At 69.7% G+C, this 24790-nt stretch carries 21 protein-coding genes, 1 tRNA gene and 1 riboswitch; of the genes, 8 read left to right on the top strand and 14 right to left on the bottom strand.

Features of this window, described 5'->3' with window-relative positions; all coding sequences use genetic code 11:
- Positions 1-5: 5 nt before the first annotated feature.
- Together ACI2LP_RS14530 and ACI2LP_RS14525 are read left to right on the top strand one after the other, a co-directional pair.
- Positions 6-947 (top strand): ABC transporter substrate-binding protein, encoded by a 942-nt coding sequence (locus ACI2LP_RS14530; protein WP_404724859.1) that lies wholly within the window; start codon positions 6-8, stop codon positions 945-947.
- Positions 948-1025: 78 nt separating this feature from the next.
- Positions 1026-1445 carry a hypothetical protein gene (locus ACI2LP_RS14525; RefSeq protein WP_404724858.1) on the top strand — a complete coding sequence of 140 codons (420 nt, stop codon included), beginning with the start codon at positions 1026-1028 and terminating at the stop codon, positions 1443-1445.
- A 485-nt stretch (positions 1446-1930) separates the two neighbouring features.
- On the opposite strand, the gene ACI2LP_RS14520 is transcribed toward ACI2LP_RS14525, so the two are convergent.
- Entirely contained in the window at positions 1931-3319 is a 1389-nt protein-coding gene (locus ACI2LP_RS14520; RefSeq protein WP_404724857.1) for a cystathionine beta-synthase, read from the bottom strand.
- Positions 3320-3459: 140 nt separating this feature from the next.
- Here ACI2LP_RS14520 and ACI2LP_RS14515 point away from each other — a divergent pair, with 140 nt between their 5' ends.
- The 3 genes from ACI2LP_RS14515 to ACI2LP_RS14505 all read left to right on the top strand — a co-directional run bounded on the left by ACI2LP_RS14515 (position 3460) and on the right by ACI2LP_RS14505 (position 7151).
- Entirely contained in the window at positions 3460-4461 is a 1002-nt protein-coding gene (locus ACI2LP_RS14515) for an SGNH/GDSL hydrolase family protein (protein ID WP_404724938.1), read from the top strand.
- A gap of 375 nt (positions 4462-4836) precedes the next feature.
- Positions 4837-6057 carry an acetyl-CoA C-acetyltransferase gene (locus ACI2LP_RS14510; protein WP_404724856.1) on the top strand — a complete coding sequence of 407 codons (1221 nt, stop codon included), beginning with the start codon at positions 4837-4839 and terminating at the stop codon, positions 6055-6057.
- 278 nt (positions 6058-6335) lie between these two features.
- Positions 6336-7151, top strand: coding sequence for a hypothetical protein (locus tag ACI2LP_RS14505; RefSeq protein ID WP_404724937.1), 816 nt, complete (start codon positions 6336-6338; stop codon positions 7149-7151).
- A 197-nt stretch (positions 7152-7348) separates the two neighbouring features.
- On the opposite strand, the gene ACI2LP_RS14500 is transcribed toward ACI2LP_RS14505, so the two are convergent.
- Entirely contained in the window at positions 7349-7699 is a 351-nt protein-coding gene (locus ACI2LP_RS14500; protein WP_404724855.1) for a hypothetical protein, read from the bottom strand.
- A gap of 99 nt (positions 7700-7798) precedes the next feature.
- Between ACI2LP_RS14500 and ACI2LP_RS14495 the strand changes: the two genes are divergently transcribed.
- Positions 7799-8029: a DUF4287 domain-containing protein gene (locus ACI2LP_RS14495; RefSeq protein ID WP_360883100.1), complete on the top strand. Its 231-nt coding sequence runs from the start codon at positions 7799-7801 to the stop codon at positions 8027-8029.
- Between the two features lie 82 nt (positions 8030-8111).
- On the opposite strand, the gene ACI2LP_RS14490 is transcribed toward ACI2LP_RS14495, so the two are convergent.
- Both ACI2LP_RS14490 and ACI2LP_RS14485 read right to left on the bottom strand, forming a co-directional pair.
- Complete coding sequence (locus tag ACI2LP_RS14490) at positions 8112-8981, bottom strand: Bax inhibitor-1/YccA family protein (protein ID WP_404724854.1); 870 nt, start codon at positions 8979-8981, stop codon at positions 8112-8114.
- A 165-nt stretch (positions 8982-9146) separates the two neighbouring features.
- A tRNA-Leu gene (locus ACI2LP_RS14485) sits at positions 9147-9229 on the bottom strand.
- Positions 9230-9683: 454 nt separating this feature from the next.
- Here ACI2LP_RS14485 and ACI2LP_RS14480 point away from each other — a divergent pair.
- Together ACI2LP_RS14480 and ACI2LP_RS14475 are read left to right on the top strand one after the other, a co-directional pair.
- On the top strand, positions 9684-10454 hold the full coding sequence (locus ACI2LP_RS14480) for an ABC transporter ATP-binding protein (RefSeq protein ID WP_404724853.1): 771 nt from the start codon (positions 9684-9686) through the stop codon (positions 10452-10454).
- Positions 10455-10507: 53 nt separating this feature from the next.
- Entirely contained in the window at positions 10508-13057 is a 2550-nt protein-coding gene (locus ACI2LP_RS14475) for an ABC transporter permease (RefSeq protein ID WP_404724852.1), read from the top strand.
- Positions 13058-13119: 62 nt separating this feature from the next.
- Here ACI2LP_RS14475 and ACI2LP_RS14470 read toward each other — a convergent pair whose 3' ends face one another.
- The 10 genes from ACI2LP_RS14470 to ACI2LP_RS14425 form a co-directional block, all read right to left on the bottom strand.
- Positions 13120-14418, bottom strand: a complete 1299-nt coding sequence (locus ACI2LP_RS14470) for a class I SAM-dependent methyltransferase (protein ID WP_404724851.1) — start codon at positions 14416-14418, stop codon at positions 13120-13122.
- 415 nt (positions 14419-14833) lie between these two features.
- Entirely contained in the window at positions 14834-16213 is a 1380-nt protein-coding gene (locus ACI2LP_RS14465) for an NAD(P)/FAD-dependent oxidoreductase (protein ID WP_404724850.1), read from the bottom strand.
- Positions 16214-16570: 357 nt separating this feature from the next.
- Complete coding sequence (locus ACI2LP_RS14460; protein WP_404724849.1) at positions 16571-17485, bottom strand: exopolyphosphatase; 915 nt, start codon at positions 17483-17485, stop codon at positions 16571-16573.
- Positions 17482-18015 (bottom strand): DUF501 domain-containing protein, encoded by a 534-nt coding sequence (locus tag ACI2LP_RS14455; protein WP_404724848.1) that lies wholly within the window; start codon positions 18013-18015, stop codon positions 17482-17484. The genes ACI2LP_RS14460 and ACI2LP_RS14455 overlap by 4 nt, the downstream gene beginning before the upstream one ends.
- 104 nt (positions 18016-18119) lie before the next feature.
- A complete protein-coding gene (locus ACI2LP_RS14450; protein WP_404724847.1) occupies positions 18120-18596 on the bottom strand; it encodes a septum formation initiator family protein in 477 nt (158 codons plus the stop codon).
- 148 nt (positions 18597-18744) lie between these two features.
- The gene (gene eno, locus ACI2LP_RS14445) at positions 18745-20031 is read right to left on the bottom strand and encodes a phosphopyruvate hydratase (RefSeq protein ID WP_360884865.1); all 1287 of its coding nucleotides are present in this window, start codon (positions 20029-20031) and stop codon (positions 18745-18747) included.
- Between the two features lie 385 nt (positions 20032-20416).
- Entirely contained in the window at positions 20417-21085 is a 669-nt protein-coding gene (locus ACI2LP_RS14440; protein ID WP_404724846.1) for a transglycosylase family protein, read from the bottom strand.
- A 3-nt stretch (positions 21086-21088) separates the two neighbouring features.
- A riboswitch (cyclic di-AMP (ydaO/yuaA leader) is annotated at positions 21089-21260 on the bottom strand.
- Between the two features lie 265 nt (positions 21261-21525).
- Complete coding sequence (locus tag ACI2LP_RS14435) at positions 21526-22431, bottom strand: transglycosylase family protein (protein WP_404724845.1); 906 nt, start codon at positions 22429-22431, stop codon at positions 21526-21528.
- 112 nt (positions 22432-22543) lie between these two features.
- Complete coding sequence (locus tag ACI2LP_RS14430; RefSeq protein WP_404724844.1) at positions 22544-23779, bottom strand: cytochrome P450; 1236 nt, start codon at positions 23777-23779, stop codon at positions 22544-22546.
- Positions 23776-24759 carry a nucleoside triphosphate pyrophosphohydrolase gene (locus ACI2LP_RS14425; protein ID WP_404724843.1) on the bottom strand — a complete coding sequence of 328 codons (984 nt, stop codon included), beginning with the start codon at positions 24757-24759 and terminating at the stop codon, positions 23776-23778. The genes ACI2LP_RS14430 and ACI2LP_RS14425 overlap by 4 nt, the downstream gene beginning before the upstream one ends.
- Positions 24760-24790 lie beyond the last annotated feature (31 nt).

Below are 24790 nucleotides of genomic sequence, written 5' to 3'. Positions count from 1 at the left end.
CTCCCATGAACCGACGCACCCTGCTCGGCGGCCTGTTCGCCGCGGCCTCCGTCCCCGCGCTCGCCGCGTGCAGCAGCGGCATCACCTCCCTCGAAGGCAAGGGCGGCGACCTGTCAGGAGGCGGCTCCAGCAAGGACGGTGTCACCATCGGCACCGCCAACTTCACCGAGAACCAGATACTCGGCTACCTGTACGCGGCCGTGCTCGAAGCCGCCGGCGTAAAGACCAGGGTCCGCCCCAACCTCGGCACCCGCGAGATCCTCATCCCCGCCCTCAAGGGCGGCGACATCGATCTGCTCCCCGAGTACCAGGGCGCCCTGCTGCACTACCTCGACCCTAAGGCGAAGGCCACCGAGGAGGGCGAGATGCAAAACGCCCTCGCCGTCACCCTCCCGGCGGGCCTGCAGGTCCTCCCGTACGGCATGGCCGAGGACTCCGACGCCTTCGCCGTGACCCGCGAGACCGCCGACAAGTACGGCCTGAAGACGCTCGGCGACCTCGCCAGGCAGAACGGCAAGCTGGTCATCGGCGCGGCCCCCGAGGTCAAGAAGCGGGTCGTCGGCGTCATCGGCCTGAAGGACGAATACGGCGTGGAATTCAAGGAGTTCAAGTCGCTGGACTCCTCCGGCCCGCTGGTCAAGGGCGCGTTGAAGAAGGGCGACGTCGACGTCGCCAACCTCTTCACCACGGACACGGACATCGTCGCGGAGGGCTGGGTGGTCCTCGCCGACCCCAAGAACCTGATCCCCGGTCAGCATGTCGTTCCGCTGATCGCCGACCGCAAGGCCGACTCCACCGTCCGCAAGGCGCTGGCCCGGCTCGGTGCCGTACTGACGACGGAGCAGCTGACCGAGCTCAATCGCCTGGTCGACAAGGACAAGAAAGACCCGGAGGACGTGGCGAACACGTGGGCCGAGCAGCACGGTCTCGCCAAGAAGGGGGCGTGACCTCCGGCTCCCCCTAGGGGAAGACGGTGGGGCTACCCCCACTGACGGGGCGGCCCGCCGTCCGTAGCGTGAACGGCTATGGAAGCCCGCGACCCTGAGCTCAAGAAGGAGCTCGACGCCACCCTGCACGCCCGCCGTGAGCTGGGCGAAGAGTACGAGTCCGCGCTCGTGGACTCCTTTCTGGAGAAGGTCGAGCAGCGCCTCGACACCGTCGTGGACCGACGTGTGCGCCGTCGGCTCGCCGAACAGCAGACGGTGCTGGCCCGCGGCACCCGCCCGCGCCAGTCCGCCGACGCGAACTTCGGCGAGCGCTTCGGCTTCGGGATCATCTCGCTGATCCTCGCCGTCCCGCTGACGTCGATCGCCGTGGTCAAAGCGGACCTGGTGGGCCTGACGGTGACCTGGCTCGGCATCGTCGGCGTGAACGCGGCACACGCGGCGCGGGGGTGGCCGTGGCTGCGGCGGGGACGCGGGGAGACATCCGACTGGGAGGACTGACCCTCCCGTACGAAGGGCTGGCGACCGCGGACAGCCTTGCGCTGCGACCCAGTTGGCGCCCCGACCGCCCTGGTGAGTGAGCCGAAGGGGCGCGGCGGTGTCGAAAGGGAGAACGCGCGGAGGCCGCGAGGAACGAGCGGTCGAGCACGATCGACCGTCGACACCGTCTTAGGCGGCCCGGAGGCGAACCAAGCCGCAAAAAGGATGTGCGCGGGGACCGCCGCACCCCCGGGTTGCCCCGGGGGGCGGGACGACGGCGGTCCCCGCGTGGGACACGGTCCGGGTCAGGGCCGGTCTCCGCGTCCAGGGCGTCTTGGGAGGTCCGGGAGCCGCTCCGGTTGTCCTAGACGCCGCTGTGGGTGCCGGCTGGGATCCCTGCCCGGTCCCCCTGCCGACATCCACCAATGTGCCGGACGCGTGTTAAGCGGGTGCTGCGCGTACGTGACGCGCACGTACCGATTGTGCGAAACCCGCGTCCGTACGGGCTATTTGGCGCCCTTGGCCAGGAACGCCAGCAGGTCCTGACGGCTCACCACACCCGTCGGCTTGCCTTCTACCAGCACAATCGCCGCGTCAGCCGCACCGAGCACCGACATCAGGTCGCCGACCGGCTCGCCCGAGCCGACCTGTGGCAGCGGTGCGCTCATGTGCTTCTCCAGCGGATCGCCCAGCGAGGCGCGCTGCGCGAAGAGCGCGTCCAGCAGCTCGCGTTCGACGACCGAGCCGATGACCTCCGCGGCCATCACGTCCGGGTGACCTGCGCCGGGCTTCACGATCGGCATCTGCGAGACCTCGTACTCCCGCAGCACCTCGATCGCTTCGCCGACCGTCTCCTCCGGGTGCATGTGCACAAGGCTGGGGATCTTGCCGCCCTCCTTGTCGCGCAGCACATCGGCGACGCTCGCGGACGGGCCGGCGTCCTCCAGGAAGCCGTAGTCCGCCATCCACTCGTCGTTGAAGATCTTGGAGAGATAGCCGCGGCCGCTGTCCGGCAGCAGTACGACGACCACGTCGTCCGGGCCGAGCTCCTCAGCCACGCGCAGCGCCGCGACCACCGCCATGCCGCAGGAGCCGCCGACGAGCAGGCCCTCCTCCTTGGCGAGACGGCGCGTCATCTGGAAGGAGTCCTTGTCGGACACAGCGACTATCGCGTCGGTCACGGTCCGGTCGTACGCACTTGGCCAGAAGTCCTCGCCGACGCCCTCGACGAGGTAGGGCCTGCCGGAGCCGCCCGAGTACACCGAGCCCTCCGGGTCAGCGCCGATGATCTTGACCTTGCCGTCGCTGGCTTCCTTCAGATAACGGCCGGTACCGGAAATCGTGCCGCCGGTGCCGACGCCCGCGACGAAATGGGTGATCTTCCCGTCCGTCTGCTCCCACAGCTCGGGGCCGGTGCTCTCGTAGTGCGAGCGCGGGTTGTTCGGGTTGGAGTACTGGTCGGGCTTCCAGGCGCCCGGGGTCTCACGTACGAGCCGGTCCGAGACGTTGTAGTACGAGTCGGGGTGCTCGGGGTCGACGGCGGTGGGGCAGACGACGACCTCGGCGCCGTACGCCCGGAGGACATTGATCTTGTCCGTGGACACCTTGTCCGGGCAGACGAAGATGCACTTGTAGCCCTTCTGCTGGGCCACGATCGCAAGGCCGACGCCGGTATTGCCGCTGGTCGGCTCGACGATGGTGCCGCCCGGCTGCAGCGCGCCGCTCTGCTCGGCCGCTTCGATCATGCGCAGCGCGATCCGGTCCTTGACCGACCCGCCGGGGTTGAAGTACTCGACCTTGGCCAGGACGGTCGCCTGGATGCCTGCGGTAACGCTGTTCAGCCGTAGCAGCGGGGTATTGCCGACGAGACTGATCATCGAGTCGTGGATGCGCACAATGTTCTCCGGGATCTCCGTAGTGATGCGGCCAGGGTAAGCCGGACCGGCACGTGATTGGGCGACGGTTGCGACGGGGCAGTTAGCTGATGACCGAAGTAGTGCGGTTGGAGGTGGCTCGGACTGTGTCGAGAGCGAGGGTGGCACGGCGCATCGCCGCGGGTGCGGCATACGGCGGCGGCAGCATCGGCCTGCTCGGAGCGGCGGCCGTCGGAGTGGTGCTGGCGGAGGTGCAGCTGGCCAAACGCTCGGTGGGCGGAGGCACGGCCCCGGTCCCACCGCGCGGCGACGGTCTGTACGGGCTGGCCTTCGGGCGCATCGATCCACTGCACCTGTGCGTGCTCGGGGACTCGACGGCGGCGGGGCAGGGGGTGCGCCGCGCGGGCCAGACGCCGGGGGCGCTGCTCGCGTCCGGGCTGGCCGCGGTCGCGGAGCGGCCGGTGGAAGTACGCAATGTGGCGCTGCCGGGGGCGCAGTCGGACGATCTGGAGCGCCAGGTGACGTTACTGCTGGCGGACCGGGGGCGGACGCCGGACGTCTGCGTGATCATGATCGGCGCGAATGACGTCACCCATCGGATGCCGCCCACGCAGTCCGTCCGCCATCTCGCCTCCGCGGTGCGCAGGCTGCGTACGGCCGGCGCGGAGGTGGTGGTGGGGACGTGCCCCGACCTGGGCACGATCGAGCCGGTGTACCAGCCGCTGCGGTGGCTGGCCCGCCGGGTCTCGCGCCAGCTCGCGGCCGCGCAGACGATCGTTGTCGTCGAGCAGGGCGGACGGACGGTCTCGCTGGGCGACCTGCTGGGTCCCGAGTTCGCGGCGAACCCGCGGGAGATGTTCGGGGCGGACAACTACCACCCGTCGGCCGAGGGCTACGCGACGGCGGCGATGGCGGTGCTGCCGACGCTGTGCGCGGTGCTGGGCCTGTGGCCCGAGTCGGACCGGCTGGAGCCGGAGCGGGACGAGGACATGCTGCCGGTGGCGAGGGCGGCGGCCACGGCGGCGGCGGAGGCGGGCACGGAGGTCACGGGTGCGCGTGCGCCCTGGGCGCTCCTGAAGCACCGACGGCGCCGTCGCCTGCCACCCGCAGCGGGCCCGGTCCCGACCGAGGAACCGGCCTCGCCGAAGGTACGCAAGGCGTAGGGCTGCGCTTGGCTGTCGGCAGGGCGCGCCCCTGTCGGAAACTGGGGGCAAGCCCCCACAGCCCCGTATGCGACCTTCGGCCGCATGTCCTCAATCTCCCCCAGACTTCGTCCGGGGGGACCCCCGGACGGGCTGAAATTCAGCCCCTCCGGCGATTGAGGCGCTGGGGTCCCCCCACGCCCGCAGGGCGTAGGGGGCGGGTCCGGGGCCGAGCCCCGGTTACGGGGTGGGGGAACAACCCCCGGGGTGCCAACTGAGCGCTCGCTTAGAAAAGAGGTCCTCATCACACGCCTCCCCCCGTGACCCAAGCCATACGTCCGGGTAACTTCCCAACCAGCCCCCTCAAGCCAACTCGCCTCGCCCTCTGGAGCCGTGATGCCCGAAGCCGTGATCGTGTCTGCCGCCCGCTCCCCCATCGGCCGCGCATTCAAGGGCTCCCTCAAGGACCTGCGCCCCGACGACCTCACCGCCACCATCGTCCAGGCCGCCCTCGCCAAGGTTCCCGAGCTGGACCCGCGCGACATCGAGGACCTGATGCTCGGCTGCGGCGGCCCCGGAGGCGAGCAGGGTTACAACCTGGGCCGCGTCGTCGCCGTACAGATGGGCATGGACCACCTCCCGGGCTGCACCATCACCCGTTACTGTTCCTCGTCGCTGCAGACCTCCCGCATGGCGCTGCACGCCATCAAGGCGGGCGAGGGCGACGTCTTCATCTCCGCCGGTGTCGAGACGGTGTCCCGCACCGTGAAGGGCTCCTCCGACGGGCTTCCCGACACCCGCAACCCGCTCTTCGCCGAGGCCGAGGCCCGCACCGCCGCCGTCGCGCAGAGCGAGGGCGCCGACTGGCACGACCCGCGCGAGGACGGCCTGATCCCGGACGTCTACATCGCGATGGGGCAGACCGCCGAGAACCTGGCCCGCCTGAAGGGCGTCACCCGCCAGGAGATGGACGAGTTCGGTGTCCGCTCTCAGAACCTCGCCGAGGAAGCCATCAAGAACGGCTTCTGGGAGCGGGAGATCACCCCGGTGACGACCCCGGACGGGACCGTCGTCAGCAAGGACGACGGCCCGCGCGCCGGAGTGACCCTGGAGGGCGTGCAGGGGCTGAAGCCCGTCTTCCGCCCCGACGGCCTCGTCACCGCCGGCAACTGCTGCCCCCTCAACGACGGCGCCGCCGCGCTCGTCATCATGAGCGACACCAAGGCCCGTGAGCTCGGTCTGACCCCGCTCGCCCGGATCGTCTCCACCGGCGTCTCCGGCCTCTCCCCCGAGATCATGGGCTACGGACCCGTCGAGGCCAGCAAGCAGGCCCTGTCCCGCGCCGGGCTGACCGTGGACGACATCGACCTGTTCGAGATCAACGAGGCCTTCGCCGCCCAGGTGATCCCCTCGTACAAAGACCTGGGGATCCCGCTGGACAAGCTGAACGTCAACGGCGGCGCCATCGCCGTCGGCCACCCCTTCGGCATGACCGGCGCGCGGATCACCGGCACACTGATCAACAGCCTCCAGTTCCACGACAAGCAGTTCGGTCTGGAGACCATGTGCGTGGGTGGTGGCCAGGGCATGGCCATGGTCATCGAGCGCCTCAGCTGAGTATCGGCTGAGCCTCTGCCGGACCCCCGGAACAGCCTCGAGGGACCCTTTTCGGGCCCGCGCGGAACTCAAGTCGTGACTGAATCTCCCCCAGGATGTGACCTATCTCCTGGGGGAGAGTCATTTGCGCAGGTCACAGCAGTGATGCGGCTAAACGCCAAGCCCAAAGTCCTGTCCAATTCGTGACGTAATGCACTGACAGGGGGAGCGGGCTGACCGCAAGCTGTTGTAGGAAGTCGGGGGGATCGATTGAAACCGGGAGTACGTCAGTGAGCGCCATGTCTCTTGCCCTGCTGCTGACCACCGCCGCCGCGACGGCTGTGGGCGCCGCTGCGCTGCACGCCGCGCACGGGCTCCGCAAGCAGGTCACCTCGCTTCGCACGGAGCTGTGGGCCTCGCACGGCGCGGGCCGTATCGCCACCGTGCCGCAGGCCCGTCAGACCCCCGCCGCCGAGATACGGGCCGCGGTCGCCGAGGCGCTCGCCGAGGAGCGTGAGCGGGAGCTGGCGGAGGCACGCGCCTTCTGGGCCGCGCAGGAGACCCGCGACGTTGCCGACGCGCCCTCGCTGCTCGGTGGCCTGGCCGCGCCGGGCGAGGAGCTTCCCTTCTACGTTCCGCGCCAGTCCGACTTCGTGGGCCTGGAGGCGATGGACTTCGAGGCGGTCGAGGCGCTCGACGACATGGCGGACCTGCCCGAGGTGACGGAGTTCGCCGAGGACTCCCCCGAACTGGCGGCGGCCCGCCGCCGGCACCCCTCGCACCCCGACTTCGTACCGGTCCAGACCCCGGTGGTCACCGACCACGAGCGCACGGTGGCGCGCCTGGAAGCGCTCGCGGAGACGCGCACGGAGCTCGCCGACGTACGCCCCGGGCCGCTCGGCACGCTGGATGTGTACGTCTTCGCGGACGGAACGACGCTGTGCATGACCCCCGGCCACCGCGAGACGGCCGAGCGGCTCGCCGAGGCCCTGCGCACGGGCGACGCCCCGGTCCTGCTCGGCGGCTCCAGCGTCTCGGGCGCGTACGCGCTGACCTTTGCGTGCGGTGAGGAGAGCGTGTACATCCTCGCGGACCGCGTCATCGCCTCGATGTAGCCCCGCAGCCCCGTCCGGCGGTACCCATACGGGCCGGCTGCGCCCTGCCGCACGGCCCGGGCCTCGCGGGCTGCCGTACCGGCTTGAACAGCCCCGTCGCAGGCACAGCGCCCCCTCTTGGCCCCCGTCCGCAGCCGGGCTCCTCCGCGGCCCGCAGAACGGCCGCACCGGCCGCGCACGGCGCCACGCAGCCCGCGCTACAGCCCGGCCCGTCCCTCCGCCGCCCGCACCAGGGACACCGCCTCGGACAGTTCCTCCACGGAACCTGAGCCAGAGCCGGAGCCGGAACCGGGACGGGCCTCCCGAAGCGCTTCAGCCAAATCATGGCCCGCGACCATCAGCTGATCCGCGATCGCGAACAAACCCCCGTCCGGCATGATCCTCGGAACGCTCCCCGGGGCCTCGATCCGCTGGGCACGCAGTGCCAATTCCCTGGCCAGCGCCAGCCCCTCCGCCGCCGCACCCCGCTGCAGGCGGCTCTGCGGAGCGGCCCGCAGACGATCGGCGAAGTGCTCCACCGCGGACGTAAACTCAGTCGTATCCAGCACCCCGCGACCCTATGCGCCGCCCCCGGACTGTTGCCAATACGCGAACGCTCAGGCACGGTGGCGTGAAGGAGCACACGCGCAACGCGTCCGGAGGCGCCGATGTCCCAAGTCTTCTCCGAAGAGACCCATCGAAATCTGCTCTCCCGAATCCCCCACTGCACCGGTCGTGATATTTCCGACTGGCTTCGCACGGTCGATGAAGGCCCGTCCCTCTTCCGCTTCGAGGAGAAGGTCAGCTGGCTCCGGAGCGAACACAACCTCGCTTACGGACATGCCAAAGCGATCATTCATGAGTACGACCTGAGGCGGGCAGCGCGCAAACTGCTCTAGCTAGGTCCCAGACGCCGAAGGGCCCGGCCGGCAGTGCCGTACGGGCCCTTCGTCACGCCCGGCCGAACCGGGCGCAGGACGACTAGTCGTCGCCGCTGAAGATCGCCACCAGGCGCAGCATCTCCAGGTAGATCCACACCAGGGACATCGTCAGACCGAACGCCGCCAGCCACGACTCCTCGCGCGGGGCGCCGTACGCGACGCCGTCCTCGATCTGCTTGAAGTCCAGCGTCAGGAAGAAGCAGCCGATCAGGATCGCGAGGATGCCCACGATCGCGCCGAGCGGGCCGAAGCTGCGCAGACCGCCGTCGTCGGCGACGCCGAAGACCACCAGCAGGAGGTTCACGGCCAGCACGACGATGAAGGCGATCGCGATGGTCATGCCGATCCGGGCATACCGTGCGGTGACCCGGATCCAGCGCTGCTTGTACATGAACAGCGTGGCGCCGCTCACCGCCATCGTGCCCAGCACCGCCTGGAAGGGCGCACCCGACCAGACGCTGTTGTACATCTCGCTGATGACGCCGAGGAAGATGCCCTCGAACGCCGCATAGCCGATGATCAGCGCGGGCGACGGCGTCCGCTTGAAGGACTGGACGATCGCGAGGACGAAGGCCACCAGGGCCGCCCCGATGGCCAGCCCGTAGCTGGTCGCCGAGACGGGCAGCAGCGTCCAGGCGAGAACGGCGCCGACGGTGACGGTGCCCAGGGTGATCGCGGTGCGCGAGACGACGTCGTCCATCGTCATGGCGTTCGTGCGGACCGGCGCCGGGGCGCCGAACTGGGTGTCAGTGGGTGCGTACGGGTTGGTCGCGTACGGGTTGGCCGCGCCCTGTGCGTAGGGGTTTCCTACGGCGGGGCCCCCGGCCTGCGGCTGCTGCGCGTTGAAGCCGGCGTAGCCGTTGTCGCGGCTGAACCCCCGTCGCGAGAAGACCGGGTTACTGCTCCTCATCTCACTCCTCCATGGCCACCCTGCGCGGCCTTGGAGTCAAGAGTAATGCGGAAGCAAAAGGAGCACCCTAGTGCTGGGGGAGGATCTTTCCACGATCGTGACCGGCCGGCGGCGGGACCAAGATCGCGACCCGCCCCGGCGAACGGTCCAAAGTGGGCGGTCAAGTGCCCGGAACCGGACTTGAACCGGTACGCCCCCGAGGGGCAGCGAGGTTTAAGCTCGCCGTGTCTGCTTTCCACCATCCGGGCGTGACGCGCGGCTTCGCGTTGGTACATGAGCCTATCCGGGTGGATCACCCCGCCCGCGGGCCTCTGGCCCGATGTTGTCTTATTTTATTGGCTTCTGAGGGTGCGTCAGCGCAGGTAAGAGCGCATTCTTACGCGCCGCGCGCTGCCTCCGGGCGCCCCCGCGTCCCCATGGGAATGACGGAAACTCGCCTCCTCGCGCCCCAGGTCTCCTCCCTGGTCCCGTCTCTGGTCGCGTCTCAGATCCCGGCTCTCCCGTCTCAGCTCGCGCCAGGTCTCGTCTCAGCTCGCGCCTGCTCTCGTCTCAGGGACGCCGTCATACCAAAGGAGGAGGGACGGGCCGGGGGGTCCGACCCAAGAGGGCCTCGGGAACGGGCACCGGGACTGACGATCCGTAACCGGGCGGCGGACAGGATGAGGTGGTTCCCAACGACCACCCCGCAAGGAGAGTTCCCTCGTGACCACCACCCCCATCGCTCACCGCGCCACCGCAGTGGCCGCCCGCGCCACGGATCTGTCCAAGGTGTACGGACAGGGCGAGACCCAGGTGGTCGCGCTGGACCGGGTGACCGTGGACTTCCGGCAGGCGGAGTTCACCGCGATCATGGGCCCGTCCGGCTCCGGCAAGTCCACGCTGATGCACTGCGTGGCCGGCCTGGACAGCTTCAGCTCCGGATCCGTACGGATCGGTGAGACCGAGCTCGGCTCGCTCAAGGACAAGCAGCTGACCCAGCTGCGCCGGGACAAGATCGGCTTCATCTTCCAGGCCTTCAACCTGCTGCCCACGCTGACCGCGCTGGAGAACATCACGCTCCCGATGGACATCGCGGGACGCAGGCCCGACAAGCGGTGGCTGCAGCAGGTCATCGACATGGTGGGCCTCAAGGACCGGCTCAGCCACCGCCCCACCCAGCTCTCCGGCGGCCAGCAGCAGCGCGTCGCCGTCGCCCGCGCCCTCGCCTCGCAGCCGGACATCATCTTCGGTGACGAGCCGACCGGAAACCTGGACTCGCGCTCCGGCGCGGAGGTGCTGGGCTTCCTGCGCAACTCGGTACGGGAGCTGGGCCAGACCGTCGTGATGGTCACTCACGACCCGGTGGCCGCCTCCTACGCCGACCGGGTGATCTTCCTGGCGGACGGCCGGATCGTCGACGAGATGATCCACCCCAGCGCCGACGGCGTCCTCGACCGGATGAAGGAATTCGACGCCAAGGGCCGGACCAGCTGACCGACCGCTGCTCCGCAGACCCCTCCGGCTCTCACCTCAGGACTGACACAGACATGTTCCGTACCGCCCTGCGCAATGTGCTCGCGCACAAAGCCAGGCTGCTGATGACCGTCCTCGCCGTGATGCTCGGCGTGGCCTTCGTCTCCGGCACCCTGGTCTTCACCGACACTCTCGGCAACGCCTACCGCAAGCAGTCGGCCAAGAGCTACGACAACGTCGCCGTGGCCGTCACCACCTTCGCCGACGCGGGCGACGGCAAGAAGAACGCCGGCATCGACACGAAGACCCTGGAGAAGATCCGGGGTCTGGACGGGGTCGCCGGCGCCACCGGCCGGGTCTCCGGCTTCGCCGGGGTCGCCGACCAGGACGGCAAGCTGATCGGCAACGGCTGGTCCAACACCGGCGCGAACTTCGCCCCCGGCAAGGACGGCAACGACGCCGCCTACACCTTCACCGACGGCTCCGGCCCGGTGAAGGACTCTCAGATCGCCCTCGACCAGGACTCCGCCGACAAGGGCAAGTACCGGGTCGGCGACACCGTACGGGTCGCCACCAACGGGCCGGTGAAGGAGTACACCCTCTCCGGCGTCTTCACCACCGAGGACGGCGCCGTCAACGCGGGCGGCAGCCTCGTCCTCTTCGACACGTCCGTCGCACAGAAGCTGTATCTGCAGCCCGGGTACTTCAAGGACGTCACCATCACCGCCGCGGCCGGCGCCTCCGACCAGAAGATCCTGGACGGGGTCAAGCCACTGCTGCCCAAGGACTCCGAGGCACAGACCGGCAGGCAGCTCGCCGACGACCAGGCCCGGGAGATCGAGCAGGGCCTGTCCAACCTCAACACGATGCTGCTCGCCTTCGCGGCCATCGCCCTCTTCGTCGGGGTCTTCCTGATCGCCAACACCTTCACCATGCTGGTCGCCCAGCGCACCAGGGAACTGGCGCTGATGCGCGCCGTCGGCGCGTCCCGCCGCCAGGTCAAGCGTTCGGTGATCCTGGAGGCGGCGGTGGTCGGCGCGATCGCCTCCGTGGTCGGCTTCGCGCTCGGTCTCGGGCTTGCCACCGCGCTGCGCTCCGCGATGACCGCGTTCGGCGCGAAGGTGCCTGCCGGACCGCTGATCGTCTCGCCCACCGCAGTCGCCGCGGCGCTCGGCGTCGGTGTACTGATCACCGTGCTCGCCGCATGGCTGCCCGCCCGCCGGGCCGCGAAGATCCCGCCGGTTGCCGCGATGGGCAGCGCCCATCTGCCCGCGACCACCAAGTCCCTGGTCGTACGCAACACCATCGGCAGCGTCATCACGCTGGCCGGTGTGGGCGCGATCGCCGCCGGTGCGGCGGTCGGCAAGGACGACGGCCGGATGATCATCGGGATCGGCGCGTTCCTGTCGCTGATCGGCATCATCGTGCTGATTCCGCTGCTGTCCCGTCCGGTCATCGCGCTGGCGCGGCCGCTGCTGCACCGGGTGTTCGGGGTGGCGGGCAAGCTGGCCGGGCAGAACGCGGTCCGCAACCCGCGCCGCACCGGAGCCACCGCCTCGGCGCTGGCGATCGGTCTCACGCTGGTCACCGGCCTCACCGTCCTCGGCGTCTCGATGGGCCGCGCCGTGGAGAAGATGACGACGGACAACCTCCGGGCCGACTACATGGTGGCGATGGCCGGGGGCGGCGCGCTCGACAAGTCGGCGGTCACCGCGCTGGAGAAGGCGAAGGGCGTCAGCGCGGTCTCCCCGCAGCAGGCCACCTCGCTGGAGATCAAGGGCACATGGCATGCCGTGTCCGCCGTCACCCCGGGCGCCGTGGAGAAGGTCCTCGACCTCAAGACGGTGGCCGGCTCGCTGGCCACGCTCGGCAAGGGCCAGCTCGCGGTCGCGGAGAAGACGGCGAAGTCGAACGGCTGGAAGGCCGGTGACGTGGTGCCGGTGTCGTTCGGCGACAACCGCGACGGCGGCAAGGCCAAGACGAAGAACATCACCGTCGGCGCGGTCTACGAGGACAACGAGTTCCTCTCGCCGGTGCTGGTGTCCACGGCCGTAATCGCTCCGTACGAGGCGAAGCCGTACATCCCCGAGATCTGGGTGAAGATGGACGGCGGCGCGACCAAGGCGAACGAGCAGGCGCTGGTGGACGCGCTGGGCGACAGCCCGGCGATGAGCATCATGGACAAGCAGGACATCCGCAACAAGTTCGGCGGCATGATCAACACCATGCTGAACATCATGTACGGACTGCTGGCGATGGCCCTGATCATCGCGGTGCTCGGCGTCATCAACACCCTGGCGATGTCCGTCTTCGAGCGTCAGCAGGAGATCGGCATGCTGCGGGCGATCGGCCTGGACCGCCGCAAGGTCAAGCGCATGATCCGCCTGGAGGCGGTGGTGATCTCGCTCTTCGGCGCGGTGATCGGTGTCGGGCTCGGATCCTTCCTGGCCTGGGCGATCGGCGAGACGGTCAGGGCGAGCGTCCCCGGTTACGAGCTGGTCGTGCCGTGGGACCGGATCGGGATCTTCCTGCTGCTGGCCGGGGTGGTCGGCGTGCTGGCCGCGTTGTGGCCGGCGCGCAGTGCGGCGAGGCTCAACATGCTGACGGCGATCAAGACGGAGTAGTCGCCGCTGCCGGTGTGGCGGACCCCCAGCCCGGCGGGGCCGGAGGTCCGCCACGTCTGTTCTCAGCGCCAGTCGCGGGCGCGCAGGGGCAGCCCGGAGGCTCCGCTGTCCGGGGTCTTCACCGCCAGGATCTGGTTGACGCCGATCCGGTTGCGCTCGAAGGACAGCGCGCAGGCGGCCATGTAGAGCCGCCAGACACGGGCCCGTCCCGGGGAGCTGTGGTGTACCGCCTGACGCCAGTTCGCCTCCAGGTTGGCGACCCAGCGGCGCAGGGTGAGGGCGTAGTGCTCGCGGATGGCCTCCAGGTCCCGCACCTCGAACCCGGCCTGCTCGAGGAGCGTGACCGTACTGCCCACGGGTGCGAGCTCGCCGTCGGGGAAGACGTAGCGGTCGATGAACTCATCCACGTGGTAGGCGGATTCGTCCTGCTCCGGGCGGCGGGCGATCTGGTGGTTGAGGAGCCGGCCGCCGGGCTTGAGGAGGGAGAGGAGCTGGGTGGCGTACTCGTGGTAGCGGACCGCCCCGACGTGTTCGGCCATACCGATGGAGGAAATGGCGTCGAACGGACCGTCCCTGACGTCCCGGTAGTCCTGAACGCGGATCTCGATCCGGTCGGTGAGTCCCTCTTCGGCGATGCGCTTGCGGGCGTAGGCGGCCTGCTCCCGGGAGAGGGTGACGCCGGTGACCTGGACGCCGTACTCGCGGGCGGCGTGGATGGCCATGGAGCCCCAGCCGCAGCCGACGTCGAGGAGCCGGTCGCCCTCCTTGAGGGCGAGCTTGCGGCAGACGAGTTCGAGCTTGTCGCGCTGCGCGTCTTCGAGGGTGCCGCCGTCCGTCCAGTACGCGCACGAATAGACCATCGACGGCCCGAGGACGAGCTCGTAGAAGCCGTTGCCCACGTCGTAGTGGTGGCTGATGGCCTTCTTGTCGCGGCGCTTGGTGTGCAACGGGCCGCCCCTGCGTCTGCGGACCTCCTCGACGGGCGGGGGCGGAGGCGGGAGCACACCGCCGATCTTCAGCAGGCCGCGGGCGGCGGCGCGCAGGCGGGGGTCGCGCAGGGGATGGACGGCACGTGTGTCCTCGCCCTGCTCTTCGCGCTCCCAGACGATCCCGGCGAGCACGTCGAGGGCGGCGTACAGATCTCCGTCGACATCGATCTCCCCGGCGACCCAGGCCCGGGCGAGCCCGAGCTCCCCCGGCCGCCACAACAGCCGCCGCAGGGCACGCCGGTGCCGTACGACGAGTACGGGCGCACCTGGCGGCCCGGCCTCACTGCCGTCCCAGGCCCGCACCCGAACCGGGAACGGGGCTCCCAGCAACTCCTCGGCAAGAGTGATCAGCCGCATCGCGGCGTCGCCCATGGCGCACACCTCCGTGACGATGGATCCCAGAACTGCTCCAGCGCGCACTTCAGTGAACAATCCGATCACATCGCGGGCTTCCCGCGCAGTTGCAATACGCCAGCAAAATGCGTCGACCTGCGGCCGGGCCCGGTACGAGGGACGGCGAGGCGGCGCCGGGCCCGCGCTCAGAAGGCTGTACGCCTGGGAGCCACCCCCCGGCGCACAGAAGCGCGCACCGGCGCACGGGCAACCCCGCGCCCCGGGGGCCGCGCGGAAAGATCATGGTCCAACGCGGGGCGGGTGGCGGGGAGCTGCCGGGCCGGGGAGCGGGGGCCGCGCCCCCGGTCAAGGGCGGGCGGGTGGGCAAAGTCGCCCCGGGCATGCCGAAGGGGCCGCCCGCACCACGGATGGCGGGCGGCCCCTTCGGGGTGGGCTAGGAGGCCTTCGCCTTTTCCGGGGTCGGCACGGACGCCGACGGCGCCGGCTTCGCCGCCTCGTAGAACTCCTCGCGCGGCGACTCCATCGCGCCGAGCGAGACGACCTCGCGCTTCAGGAACATCGCCAGCGTCCAGTCGGCGAAGACCCGGATCTTGCGGTTCCAGGTCGGCATCGCCATGCCGTGGTAGCCACGGTGCATGTACCACGCCAGACGGCCCTTGAGCTTGATCTTCACCTTGCCCATGACGATCATCGCGACGCCCTTGTGCAGACCGAGACCGGCCACCGCACCCTTGTTGGCGTGGCTGTACTCCTTCTGCGGGAAGCCCCGCATACCGGAGATGACGTTGTCGCCGAGGACCCGCGCCTGACGCAGCGCGTGCTGCGCGTTCGGCGGGCACCAGGCGTTCTCGACGCCGGCCTTGCGCGCCGCCATGTCCGGAACCTGCGCGTTGTCGCCCGCGGCCCAGATGTAGTCGGTGCCCTGCACCTGAAGCGTCGTCGCGGTGTCGACGTGACCGCGCGGCCCCAGCGGCAGGCCGTAGCGCGCCAGCGCCGGGTTCGGCTTCACACCGGCCGTCCACACGATGGTGTTGGAGTCGACCTCGAGGCCGTTCTTCAGCACCACGTGGCCGTCCACGCAGGAGTCCATCGACGTCGACAGGTAGATCTCGATGCCGCGGCCCTCGAGGTGCTCCTTGCCGTACTTGCCCAGCTTCGGGCCCACCTCGGGAAGGATCTTGTCCGCCGCGTCGACCAGGACGAAGCGCATGTCCTCGCGCTTGACGCTCGCGTAGTACTTGGCCGCGTCGCGCGCCAGGTCCTCCACCTCGCCGATGGTCTCCGCGCCGGCGAAGCCGCCACCCACGAAGACGAAGGTCAGCGCCTTGCGGCGGACGTCCTCATCCGTCGTGGAGTCGGCCTTGTCGAGCTGCTCGAGCACGTGGTTGCGCAGGCCGATGGCCTCCTCGATGCCCTTCATGCCGATGCCCTGTTCGGCGAGGCCGGGGATCGGGAAGGTGCGGGAGACCGCGCCGAGCGCCACGACCAGGTAGTCGAAGGGCAGCTCGTACGCCTCGCCGACCAGCGGCGATATCGTCGCGACCTTGCGGTCCTGATCGATGGTGGTGACTCGGCCGGTGAGCACCTCCGCCTTGGGCAGCACGCGTCGCAGCGGGACGACGACATGCCGAGGCGAGATGCTGCCGGCGGCAGCTTCGGGGAGGAAGGGCTGGTACGTCATGTACGAGCGCGGGTCGACGACCGTGACGGTCGCCTCGCCATAACGCATCTTCTTCAGAATGCGTCGAGCTGCGTACAGGCCTACGTACCCACCGCCTACAACGAGGATCCTGGGACGCTCCGTGGTGCTCATGCCATCGAGTATCCACCCCCCTCTGAGGGGGTGCTCGTGAGCCCCTTCACAAGCTATGGACCCACCTCTGCTACACTGCGCGGCCCACGTGACCGAGGTCATGGCACCGCAGGGGAACCACGGTATAGGGGCGGACGTTGTTCACCCCTCGTGAGCTGCCGCTACGCGGCCGCCGCGACGTGGACCACCGGCCCGCTTCACACCCCCGCAACACGCGCCGCGCCGCCCTTGATACGCGACCGAGGGCCCCATTCACAGGCCGGAGGGGCCTTTCACCTCTCCAAGGCGCCCCTCCAGGGCCCCATCAGGGCACTTTTCCTTGTGAAGAACTTCACGAAGTTCGTTCCAGGACCGGCTCTACGCGATCGACGAGGCGATCCCGTCCAGGATGTCGTGCTCGCTGACGACCACTTCCCGCGCCCCGGTCCGCTCCATGATCGCGAGCAGTACGAGCGCCCCGGCGCCGATGACATCCACCCGGCCGGGGTGCATCACGGAGATCCGCGTGCGCTCCTCGTGAGTGGACTTCAGCAGCGCCTCGGTGACGTCCCGTACCTGCTCGTAGGAGATCCGCGAGTGGTGGATCGCCGCCGAGTCGTACGCGTCGAGGCCCAGCGCGATCCCGGCCACCGTCGTCACCGAACCGGCCAGGCCGACCAGCATGCGGGCCTCGCGCAGCGGGACGGTCTCCTCCGCCAGGTCGAGCGCCGTCTCGATGTCCGCGCGGACGGCCGCGATCTCCTCCGGCCTCGCCGGGTCGCTCAGTGTGTGCCGCTCCGTCAGCCGTACGCAGCCGATGTCGACCGACCGCGCGGCCTGCACATGCTCGTCGCCGACGACGAACTCCGTCGAGCCGCCGCCGATGTCCACCACCAGGCGCTCCTCATGTCCCGGCAGACCCCCGGTGGCACCGATGAAGGAGAACTCCGCCTCCTGGTCCCCGGTGATCACCTCGGGCTCCACGCCCAGGATGTCGAGCACCCCGCGCACGAAGTCCTCGCGGTTCTCGGCGTCGCGCGACGCCGAAGTGGCCACGAAGCGGAGCTTCTCGGCGCCGTACTCCTTGATCTGCGCGGCGTACTCGCGGCACGCGGCGAACGTCCGCTCCAGCGCCTCGGGCGCGAGTCGGCCGGTCTTGTCGACGCCCTGCCCGAGCCTGACGATGATCATCCGCCGTTCCAGGTCGACCAGTTCACCGGTCTCCTGGTCCACGTCGGCGATCAGCAGCCGGATGGAGTTCGTACCGCAGTCGATGGCGGCGACCCGGGTCACTTCTTGTCCTCCTCTTCACAAGGGCTCACACACGGACCCTTGCTCCACCACTGAGGCAGCATCGCGATCGCCTCGTCGCCCAGCGGATTGACGCCGGGCCCGGCCGCGAGCGAGTGCCCGACCAGCACGTGCAGGCACTTCACCCGGTCGGGCATGCCGCCCGCGCTGGGGAAGCCCTCCAGCACCTCGATCGCGTCACGGCGCGCGATGTAGTCCTCGTGCGCCGCCCGGTACCCGGCCGCCAGCTCCGGGTCGGTGGCGAGGCGCTCGGTCATCTCCTTCATCACGCCGTTCGCCTCCAGCGTGCCGATCGCCGACGCGGCCCGCGGGCAGGTCAGGTAGTACAGCGTCGGGAAGGGCGTGCCGTCGGGCAGCCGGGGCGCGGTCTCGACGACATCCGGCTGTCCGCACGGGCAGCGGTGCGCGATTGCGCGCAGCCCGCGCGGCGGGCGGCCGAGCTGCTTCTTGAACGCGGCGATGTCCGCGTCGGTGGGCTCGGTCGGTGCAGTGGTGGGAGGAGGGGTTTCCATGCCTGCGTCTGTCTTCTCGTTCGGTTCGTGATCGGGCGGCCCGGCGGGTCCGCTGCCGTGCGGTACGGCTGAGGTCCTGGCCGCCCCATGATTGCGGTGCCGCGCTAGCGGCGCGTGTCGGCGTTGTCGACGCCGTCCCAGACGTTGGAGTACCAAGGGCGGTCGGCCGCCCCCTCTTCGGTGCGGCGCTTCTCGGCGGCGTCGGGGTCGATCATGGTGTAGCCGGTCTCGCCCGGCAGCACCAGATGCAGATGCTCACGGGCGAGGCGCTGGATGTACTTGTCGTCCTGGAGGCGCGCCTTCTCGTCCCGGAGCCGTTCGACCTGCTGCCGGGCGTCCGCCATCCGGCGCTCCTGATCGTTTATGTCGGCGCGCTGGGACACGTACTGCCGCATCGGATACGCAAGCGCGACAACCAGCGAGCAGACCACCAGTGCCAGGAAGGCCGCGCGGCCGGTGAGCCGGGAGCGGCGGTCCTGGCGGCGGCTCTGCGAACGGTAGACGCGCGCGGCGGTCTGCTCCCCGAGCAGCCGCAGCCGTGTCGCGGTGGAGAACCGGTCCTGGTCCCCTTTGCGTGCCATGATCTCGCCTCCCCGTTACGCGCGTACGTCCCCGGACACGGTACGGGACCGCGACCGGGGACGTATGCAGGCGGGAGCCTCAGCCCCTTACGGGCGTCAGCGCCTTGCGGGCCTCAGCCCCGTACGGGCGTCAAACACCCTGCGGGCCTCAGCCCTTGAAGCGCGGGAACGCCGAGCGGCCCGCGTACACCGCCGCGTCGTCGAGGATCTCCTCGATGCGCAGCAGCTGGTTGTACTTGGCGACGCGCTCGGAGCGGGCCGGGGCGCCGGTCTTGATCTGGCCGCAGTTGGTGGCGACGGCGAGGTCGGCGATCGTGACGTCCTCGGTCTCGCCGGAGCGGTGGGACATCATGCACTTGAAGCCGTTGCGCTGGGCGAGCTCCACGGCGTCCAGGGTCTCGGTCAGCGAGCCGATCTGGTTGACCTTGACGAGAAGGGCGTTCGCGGCGCCGTCCTCGATACCGCGGGCCAGGCGCTCCGGGTTGGTGACGAAGAGGTCGTCGCCGACGATCTGGACCTTGGTGCCCAGCTTGTCGGTGAGGACCTTCCAGCCGGCCCAGTCGTCCTCGAAGAGCGGGTCCTCGATGGAGACGAGCGGGTAGGCCGCCACGAGCTCCTCGTAGTACTCGGTCATCTCGGCGGCCGAGCGGGACTTGCCCTCGAACTCGTAGAGGCCGTCCTTGTAGAACTCGGACGCGGCGACGTCGAGCGCCAGCGCGATGTCCTTGCCCGGGGCGTAACCGGCCTGCTTGATGGCCTCGAGGATGAGGTCCAGGGCGGCGCGGTTGGAGTCCAGGTTCGGCGCGAAGCCGCCCTCGTCGCCGAGGCCGGTGGAGAGGCCCTTGGTCTTCAGGACGGACTTGAGGGTGTGGTAGACCTCGGCGCCCCAGCGCAGAGCCTCGGAGAAGGACTCGGCGCCGATCGGCGCGATCATGAACTCCTGGATGTCCACGTTGGAGTCGGCGTGCGAGCCGCCGTTCAGGATGTTCATCATCGGAACGGGCAGCAGGTGCGCGTTCGGGCCGCCGAGGTAGCGGAAGAGCGGCAGGTCGGAGGCCTCGGAGGCGGCGTGCGCGACGGCGAGGGAGACGCCGAGGATGGCGTTGGCGCCGAGGGAGGACTTGTCCGGAGTGGCGTCCAGGTCGAACATCGCCTGGTCGATCAGGCGCTGCTCGGTGGCGTCGTAGCCGACGAGCTCCGGGCCGATCTGCTCGATGACGGCGAGGACAGCCTTCTCGACGCCCTTGCCCTGGTAGCGGTTCTGGTCACCGTCGCGGAGCTCAAGAGCCTCGAACGCACCGGTGGAGGCGCCGGACGGAACAGCAGCACGACCCGTGCTGCCGTCGTCGAGGCCAACCTCGACCTCGACCGTGGGGTTGCCTCGGGAGTCCAGGATTTCCCGGGCTACGACGACGTCGATGGACGGCACGAGCATCTCCTTCTGGGATGTGACGCTTGAAGTGCAGGGTCTCTTTGGCCTTGCGACATGAGCCTAACCGGCTCCAGGGCTGTGGCCAGCCGATGCCCGCCCGCTGGGACAAAAAAGGCCCCCAAGGCTCGCGGCAGCGGACAAAGGGGTACAAGGTCTACCAGCGGGTAACGGCCTGCGGCGGCAGGCGGGGGACGACAGACAGAACCCCGGCCCGGTGCGTACGGGGGAAAACGCACCGAGCCGGGGTGGCTGGGGGACGGGGGTCCGCCGCTTCCGGTGGGCCGCCGGGTCCACCGGAATCCGGGGTCCGGATGTCCGGTCCCGGACAACTGATGCAGAAGTCCGGGTGGGGCCGGCTCAGGTGGAGCTGCCGGCCCGGGACCTCGGGTCAGCTCAGGTGGAGCTGCTGGCCCGGGTAGATCACATTGGCGTCGCTGATGATGTCCTTGTTCAGGTCGAACAGCTTCGTCCAGCCGCCCTTGACCTTCTCGGCCTGCGCGATCTTGCTGAGCGTGTCGCCGGCCTTGACCTTGTACTCGCCGTCGCCCTTCTTGAAGCCCGTGGCCTTGGCGGCGGGCTTCGGAGCGGCCGGGCGCGCGGAGCGGGTGGTGGGGGCCTCGGCGCGCTTCGGGGCGGGCTTCGCCTGCTGCGCGGTGCCGGAGTCGGCGGAGCCGCCGTCGTACGCGGCGTTGGACAGACCCACGCCACAGTTCGGCCACGCGCCCTTGCCCTGGCCCGCGAGGACCTTCTCGGCGACGGCTATCTGCTGGTCCTTGGAGGCCAGGTCGGCGCGCGAGGCGTAGGCGGTGCCACCGTAGGCGGCCCAGGTGGAGTTGGTGAACTGCAGGCCGCCGTAGAAGCCGTTGCCGGTGTTGATGGACCAGTTGCCGCCGGACTCGCACTGGGCGACCTGGTCCCACTCGGCGGCGGTGGCGGCGGAGGCCGAGGTCGCGCCGAGCAGCGGGACGGCGAAGGCGGCACCGGTGACACCGGCGAGCGTGGCGATGCGAGTGGTCTTCGACGGGCGGCGGTGCTTGCCCTTGCTGGAAAACAGCATGGAACGTCTCCTCACCGACGCCTACGAGGTGAGCTGTCGGGTTCGGGCCTGTGAGTTGCCCGGTCGTGCGTCCTAGCGCGCGACTTCACCCCTAGCCGGTTGGTGACCACCTCTCAGTGGCCGGGGCCGGCGCTTACCTTGGGTCCCCCGCTCCTGCCTTCGGCGCTCTACGCGACGACTACTCCCCCCGACCGACGGCAGGATTCGGCGTGACGGTCAGTGGTGCCCGCGATGGCGAGCGGTCAGACCGTAGACACACCTCTCCCCGATGTTCAAAAGATGAACATCGGGGAGAAATCGCCCATCTCGCCTCTCCGGTAACACTCGTTTCCGCAGGTAGCGGGCGGAATGAGCGATTCCGCCCGACGAGTCATGCCAGTTGGGACAAAGAGACTCATGTCTCACTTGCGCAGACTCGGACATAAGCCCGCGAACTGCCGCTACTTCGCGCCCAGATCGAGGCTCTGGCCAGGAAGGATGAGGTCGGGGTCGTCGCCGACGGTCCCCCGGTTCGCCTCGTAGAGCGCGGTCCAGCCGCCGGAGAGCTTCTCCTTGTTGACGATCGCGGACAGGCTGTCGCCCGCCTGGACGGTGTACTCGCCCGACGGGACGTCCGAAGTGTCACTCTTGTCCGCTTCGGCGCGTGTTGGGCCGTCACTTCGCGAGGCATGACGTCCCGCTTCGCGCGTGTTGTCCGTATTGCCCGGCTCGGTCTCCTCCGGGGCGGACTCGCCGCGGTGCTTACCGCTTCCGCTGTCGACGCCCGCGTCCGCGCTCGGAGTGGCATCGGGCGTCGCCGGCTCCGTCGCGTCCGCGGACGGTTCGGCGGACGGCTCGGCAGAGGGCTCCGCGGCCTCGGACGGCTCGGTCGTCTTCGGCGACGCGTCGGGCGCGTCCGGCGCGTCCGGCGCCGCCGGGGCGCTCTGGCCGGGCAGGGGCAGGACGCCCGGGTCGACGCCGGTCGCGGCGCCGTCGTTCTTCAGCCCCGCGATCGCCGCACAGCCGGGCCAGGCCGCCGGGCCCTGCGCCTCCAGGACCTTCTCCGCAACCGCGATCTGCTGGGAGCGGCTGGCGAGGTCGGCGCGCGCCGCGTACGCGGTGCCGCCGAAGCTCTGCCAGGTCTCCTGCGAGAACTGCAGCCCGCCGTAGAAGCCGTTGCCGAGGTCGGCCATCCACATGCCGCCGCTCTCGCACTCCGCGACCCGGTCCCACATGGAGGCGTCGGCGGCGGAGGCCGAACCGGCACCGAGAAGGGGGATCGCGATGGCCGATCCGGTCACACCTGCCGCGACAACGATGGCCGGAGCCTGACGGGGGCGGCGGTGTCGACCATTACCGGAGAGCATGCGGTTGCCTTTCGCGTGACTGCCGAGACGGCAGTGAAAGTAGCTGCATAGGAAGGCATGTCACAAGTCGATGCAGCGGAGATCACGTGAAAGTCACAGTCTTGACAGACCGTCAGATCTGTCGAGTCCTGAACTCAACGGGCAGTGTGCGCAATCCACGCATAATGAGTCCCCCACGCCACCGCAAATCGGCTGGATCACCCGCAAGCCGCAAGTCCGGCATTCTCCTGAGCAGCGTGGCGATCGCGGTCTGCCCCTCCAGCCGGGCGAGCGGCGCACCGAGGCAGTAGTGGATGCCGTGCCCGTATCCCAGATGCTGGTTGTCGCGCCGCGACAGGTCGAGGGTGTCCGGTTCGGCGAACCGCTCCGGGTCCCGGTCCGCGGCCGCGAGCACGACGAGTACGGGATCGCCCGCCGCGATCTCCTGGCCGCCGATGACGAGCGGCTCGGTGGCGAACCGCCAGGTCGCGAGCTCCACGGGCCCGTCGTAGCGCAGGAGTTCCTCGACGCCGGTGGCCAGCAGCCCGGTCTCACCGGCGGCGAGGGACGCCTGGAGCCGCTCCCGCTGTTCCGGATGACGAAGCAGGGCGTAGATCCCATTACCGATCAAGTTCACGGTGGTTTCAAAACCCGCGAAGAGAAGGATGAAGGCCATGGCAGCGGCCTCGTTCTCGGTGAGGTGCTCGCCGTGGTCGCTGGACCGGATCAGTCCGGAGATCAGGTCGTCGCCGGGCTCCTCCCGCTTTCGGTGGATCAACTCCGCGAGATAGCCGCGCATCTTCTTCACCGAACGGGCGACGCCTCCGCGCGGCCCACCGCCGTGCCGGATCATCATCCCCGCCCAGTCACGGAAGTCGTCCTGGTCCTCGCGCGGGACGCCGAGCATGTCGCAGATGGCGTAGATGGGGAGCGGGAACGCGAACTCGTGAATGAGGTCCGCCTCCCCCTTCTCCGCGAACCCGTCGATGAGCCGGTCCGTCAACTCCTGCACTCTCGGCGCGAATTCGGCGACTCGGCGCGGGGTGAACGCCTTCGACACGAGGCGGCGCAGCCGGGTGTGATCGGGCGGGTCGATGTTCAGCAGATGCGTCATCAGCTCTGCCTTGCGCTCGCCCGGGATGCCCGTTCTGCCCTTGGCGTGCGCGGGCTCGTCGTGATGCGCGGGATTCTTGCTGAGCCGCTGGTCGGCGAGGGCCTGCTTGGCATCGGCGTACCGCGTCACCAGCCATGCCTCGACCCCGCTGGGGAGGGTGGTCCGGTGGACCGGCGAGTTTTCCCGGAGCCAGGTATATGCAGGGTAGGGGTCGGTGGCGAACTCCCAGGTGAACAGCTCGGGCTGAGCGCTCACTCCTGCCCCTCAACGGCCCGGATCGCATCGCGGTAGGCCCGGGCAGCAGCCCGCAGCGCGGCCTCCGGGTCGGTGCCGGACGCCTCGGCACGGACGGCGAGGGCCAGCAGTTCGTACCCCATGCCTTCGCCGGCGGGCAGCGGCACGGTCAGTCCCGCGGTACGGACCCGGCCCGCGAGCTTCGCGGCCAGCGCAAGGCCGGGCTGGCCGAGCGGCACGCCGTCCGTCACCGAGTCACGCTGCTTCTCTATCGCCTTCGTGCGGAGCCAGTGCTCCTTGACGTCCTCCGGGGTCTCGGCGCTCTCGTCGCCGAAGACATGCGGGTGGCGGTGGATCAGCTTCTCGACGATCGTCCCGGCGACATCGTCGACAGAGAACGGCTCCGCACCGTCCTCCTCGCGGCCTTCCTCCGCGATGCGCGCGTGGAAGACGACCTGGAGCAGTACGTCCCCGAGCTCTTCGCGCAGCTCGTCACGGTCGCCGTCCTCGATCGCCTCGACGAGTTCGTACGCCTCCTCGATGCCGTACTTGGCGAGGCCCTTGTGGGTCTGCTGCGAGGACCAGGGGCATTCGAGCCTGATCCGGTCCATGACCTGCACGAGGTCGAGGAGGCGGGCGCCGGGCAGGTCGTACGAGCCCGGCAGCAGCTCCAGGTCCGGCATCTGCACCCGCCCGGACCCGGCGAGCCGGGCGAGCCCGTCGGTCAGGGCCTGGTCGCCCTCACCGGAGGGGACGATGACCACGGTCCGCCCGCCGGCGCAGGCGTCGACCAGCTCCTGCGCGGTGACGGCGGTGATCTCCACGGCGATCCCCGCCTCGCGCAGATACGGCAGCTGCGGGTGCCCCTCGTCGGCGCACAGCACCCGGTCCGCCGCGTGCAGCGTCTGCCACGCGGGCCAGGACAGCAGTCCGGGGGCCACGCGGTGGCTGGCGGTGAGCAGGACGATACGGCCGGGGGCGACGGGTGCTTCGGTGGTCACCCCTCGAACCTACCCCGGGCCAGGCCGAGCC

The organism is Streptomyces sp. NPDC019890 (genome assembly GCF_044903445.1).
GTDB lineage: Bacteria > Actinomycetota > Actinomycetes > Streptomycetales > Streptomycetaceae > Streptomyces.
This window is presented reverse-complemented; position numbering and strand designations above follow the sequence as displayed.

Excerpts from the sequence above, each read along its gene's own strand:
- ACI2LP_RS14530 (WP_404724859.1), top strand. The coding sequence starts at position 6 with ATGAACCGACGCACCCTGCTCGGCGGCCTGTTCGCCGCGGCCTCCGTC.
- ACI2LP_RS14525 (WP_404724858.1), top strand. The coding sequence starts at position 1,026 with ATGGAAGCCCGCGACCCTGAGCTCAAGAAGGAGCTCGACGCCACCCTG.
- ACI2LP_RS14510 (WP_404724856.1), top strand. The coding sequence starts at position 4,837 with ATGCCCGAAGCCGTGATCGTGTCTGCCGCCCGCTCCCCCATCGGCCGC.
- ACI2LP_RS14505 (WP_404724937.1), top strand. The coding sequence starts at position 6,336 with ATGTCTCTTGCCCTGCTGCTGACCACCGCCGCCGCGACGGCTGTGGGC.
- ACI2LP_RS14495 (WP_360883100.1), top strand. The coding sequence starts at position 7,799 with ATGTCCCAAGTCTTCTCCGAAGAGACCCATCGAAATCTGCTCTCCCGA.
- ACI2LP_RS14490 (WP_404724854.1), bottom strand. The coding sequence starts at position 8,981 with ATGAGGAGCAGTAACCCGGTCTTCTCGCGACGGGGGTTCAGCCGCGAC.
- ACI2LP_RS14475 (WP_404724852.1), top strand. The coding sequence starts at position 10,508 with ATGTTCCGTACCGCCCTGCGCAATGTGCTCGCGCACAAAGCCAGGCTG.
- ACI2LP_RS14470 (WP_404724851.1), bottom strand. The coding sequence starts at position 14,418 with ATGGGCGACGCCGCGATGCGGCTGATCACTCTTGCCGAGGAGTTGCTG.
- ACI2LP_RS14465 (WP_404724850.1), bottom strand. The coding sequence starts at position 16,213 with ATGAGCACCACGGAGCGTCCCAGGATCCTCGTTGTAGGCGGTGGGTAC.
- ACI2LP_RS14455 (WP_404724848.1), bottom strand. The coding sequence starts at position 18,015 with ATGGAAACCCCTCCTCCCACCACTGCACCGACCGAGCCCACCGACGCG.
- ACI2LP_RS14450 (WP_404724847.1), bottom strand. The coding sequence starts at position 18,596 with ATGGCACGCAAAGGGGACCAGGACCGGTTCTCCACCGCGACACGGCTG.
- eno (WP_360884865.1), bottom strand. The coding sequence starts at position 20,031 with ATGCTCGTGCCGTCCATCGACGTCGTCGTAGCCCGGGAAATCCTGGAC.
- ACI2LP_RS14440 (WP_404724846.1), bottom strand. The coding sequence starts at position 21,085 with ATGCTGTTTTCCAGCAAGGGCAAGCACCGCCGCCCGTCGAAGACCACT.
- ACI2LP_RS14435 (WP_404724845.1), bottom strand. The coding sequence starts at position 22,431 with ATGCTCTCCGGTAATGGTCGACACCGCCGCCCCCGTCAGGCTCCGGCC.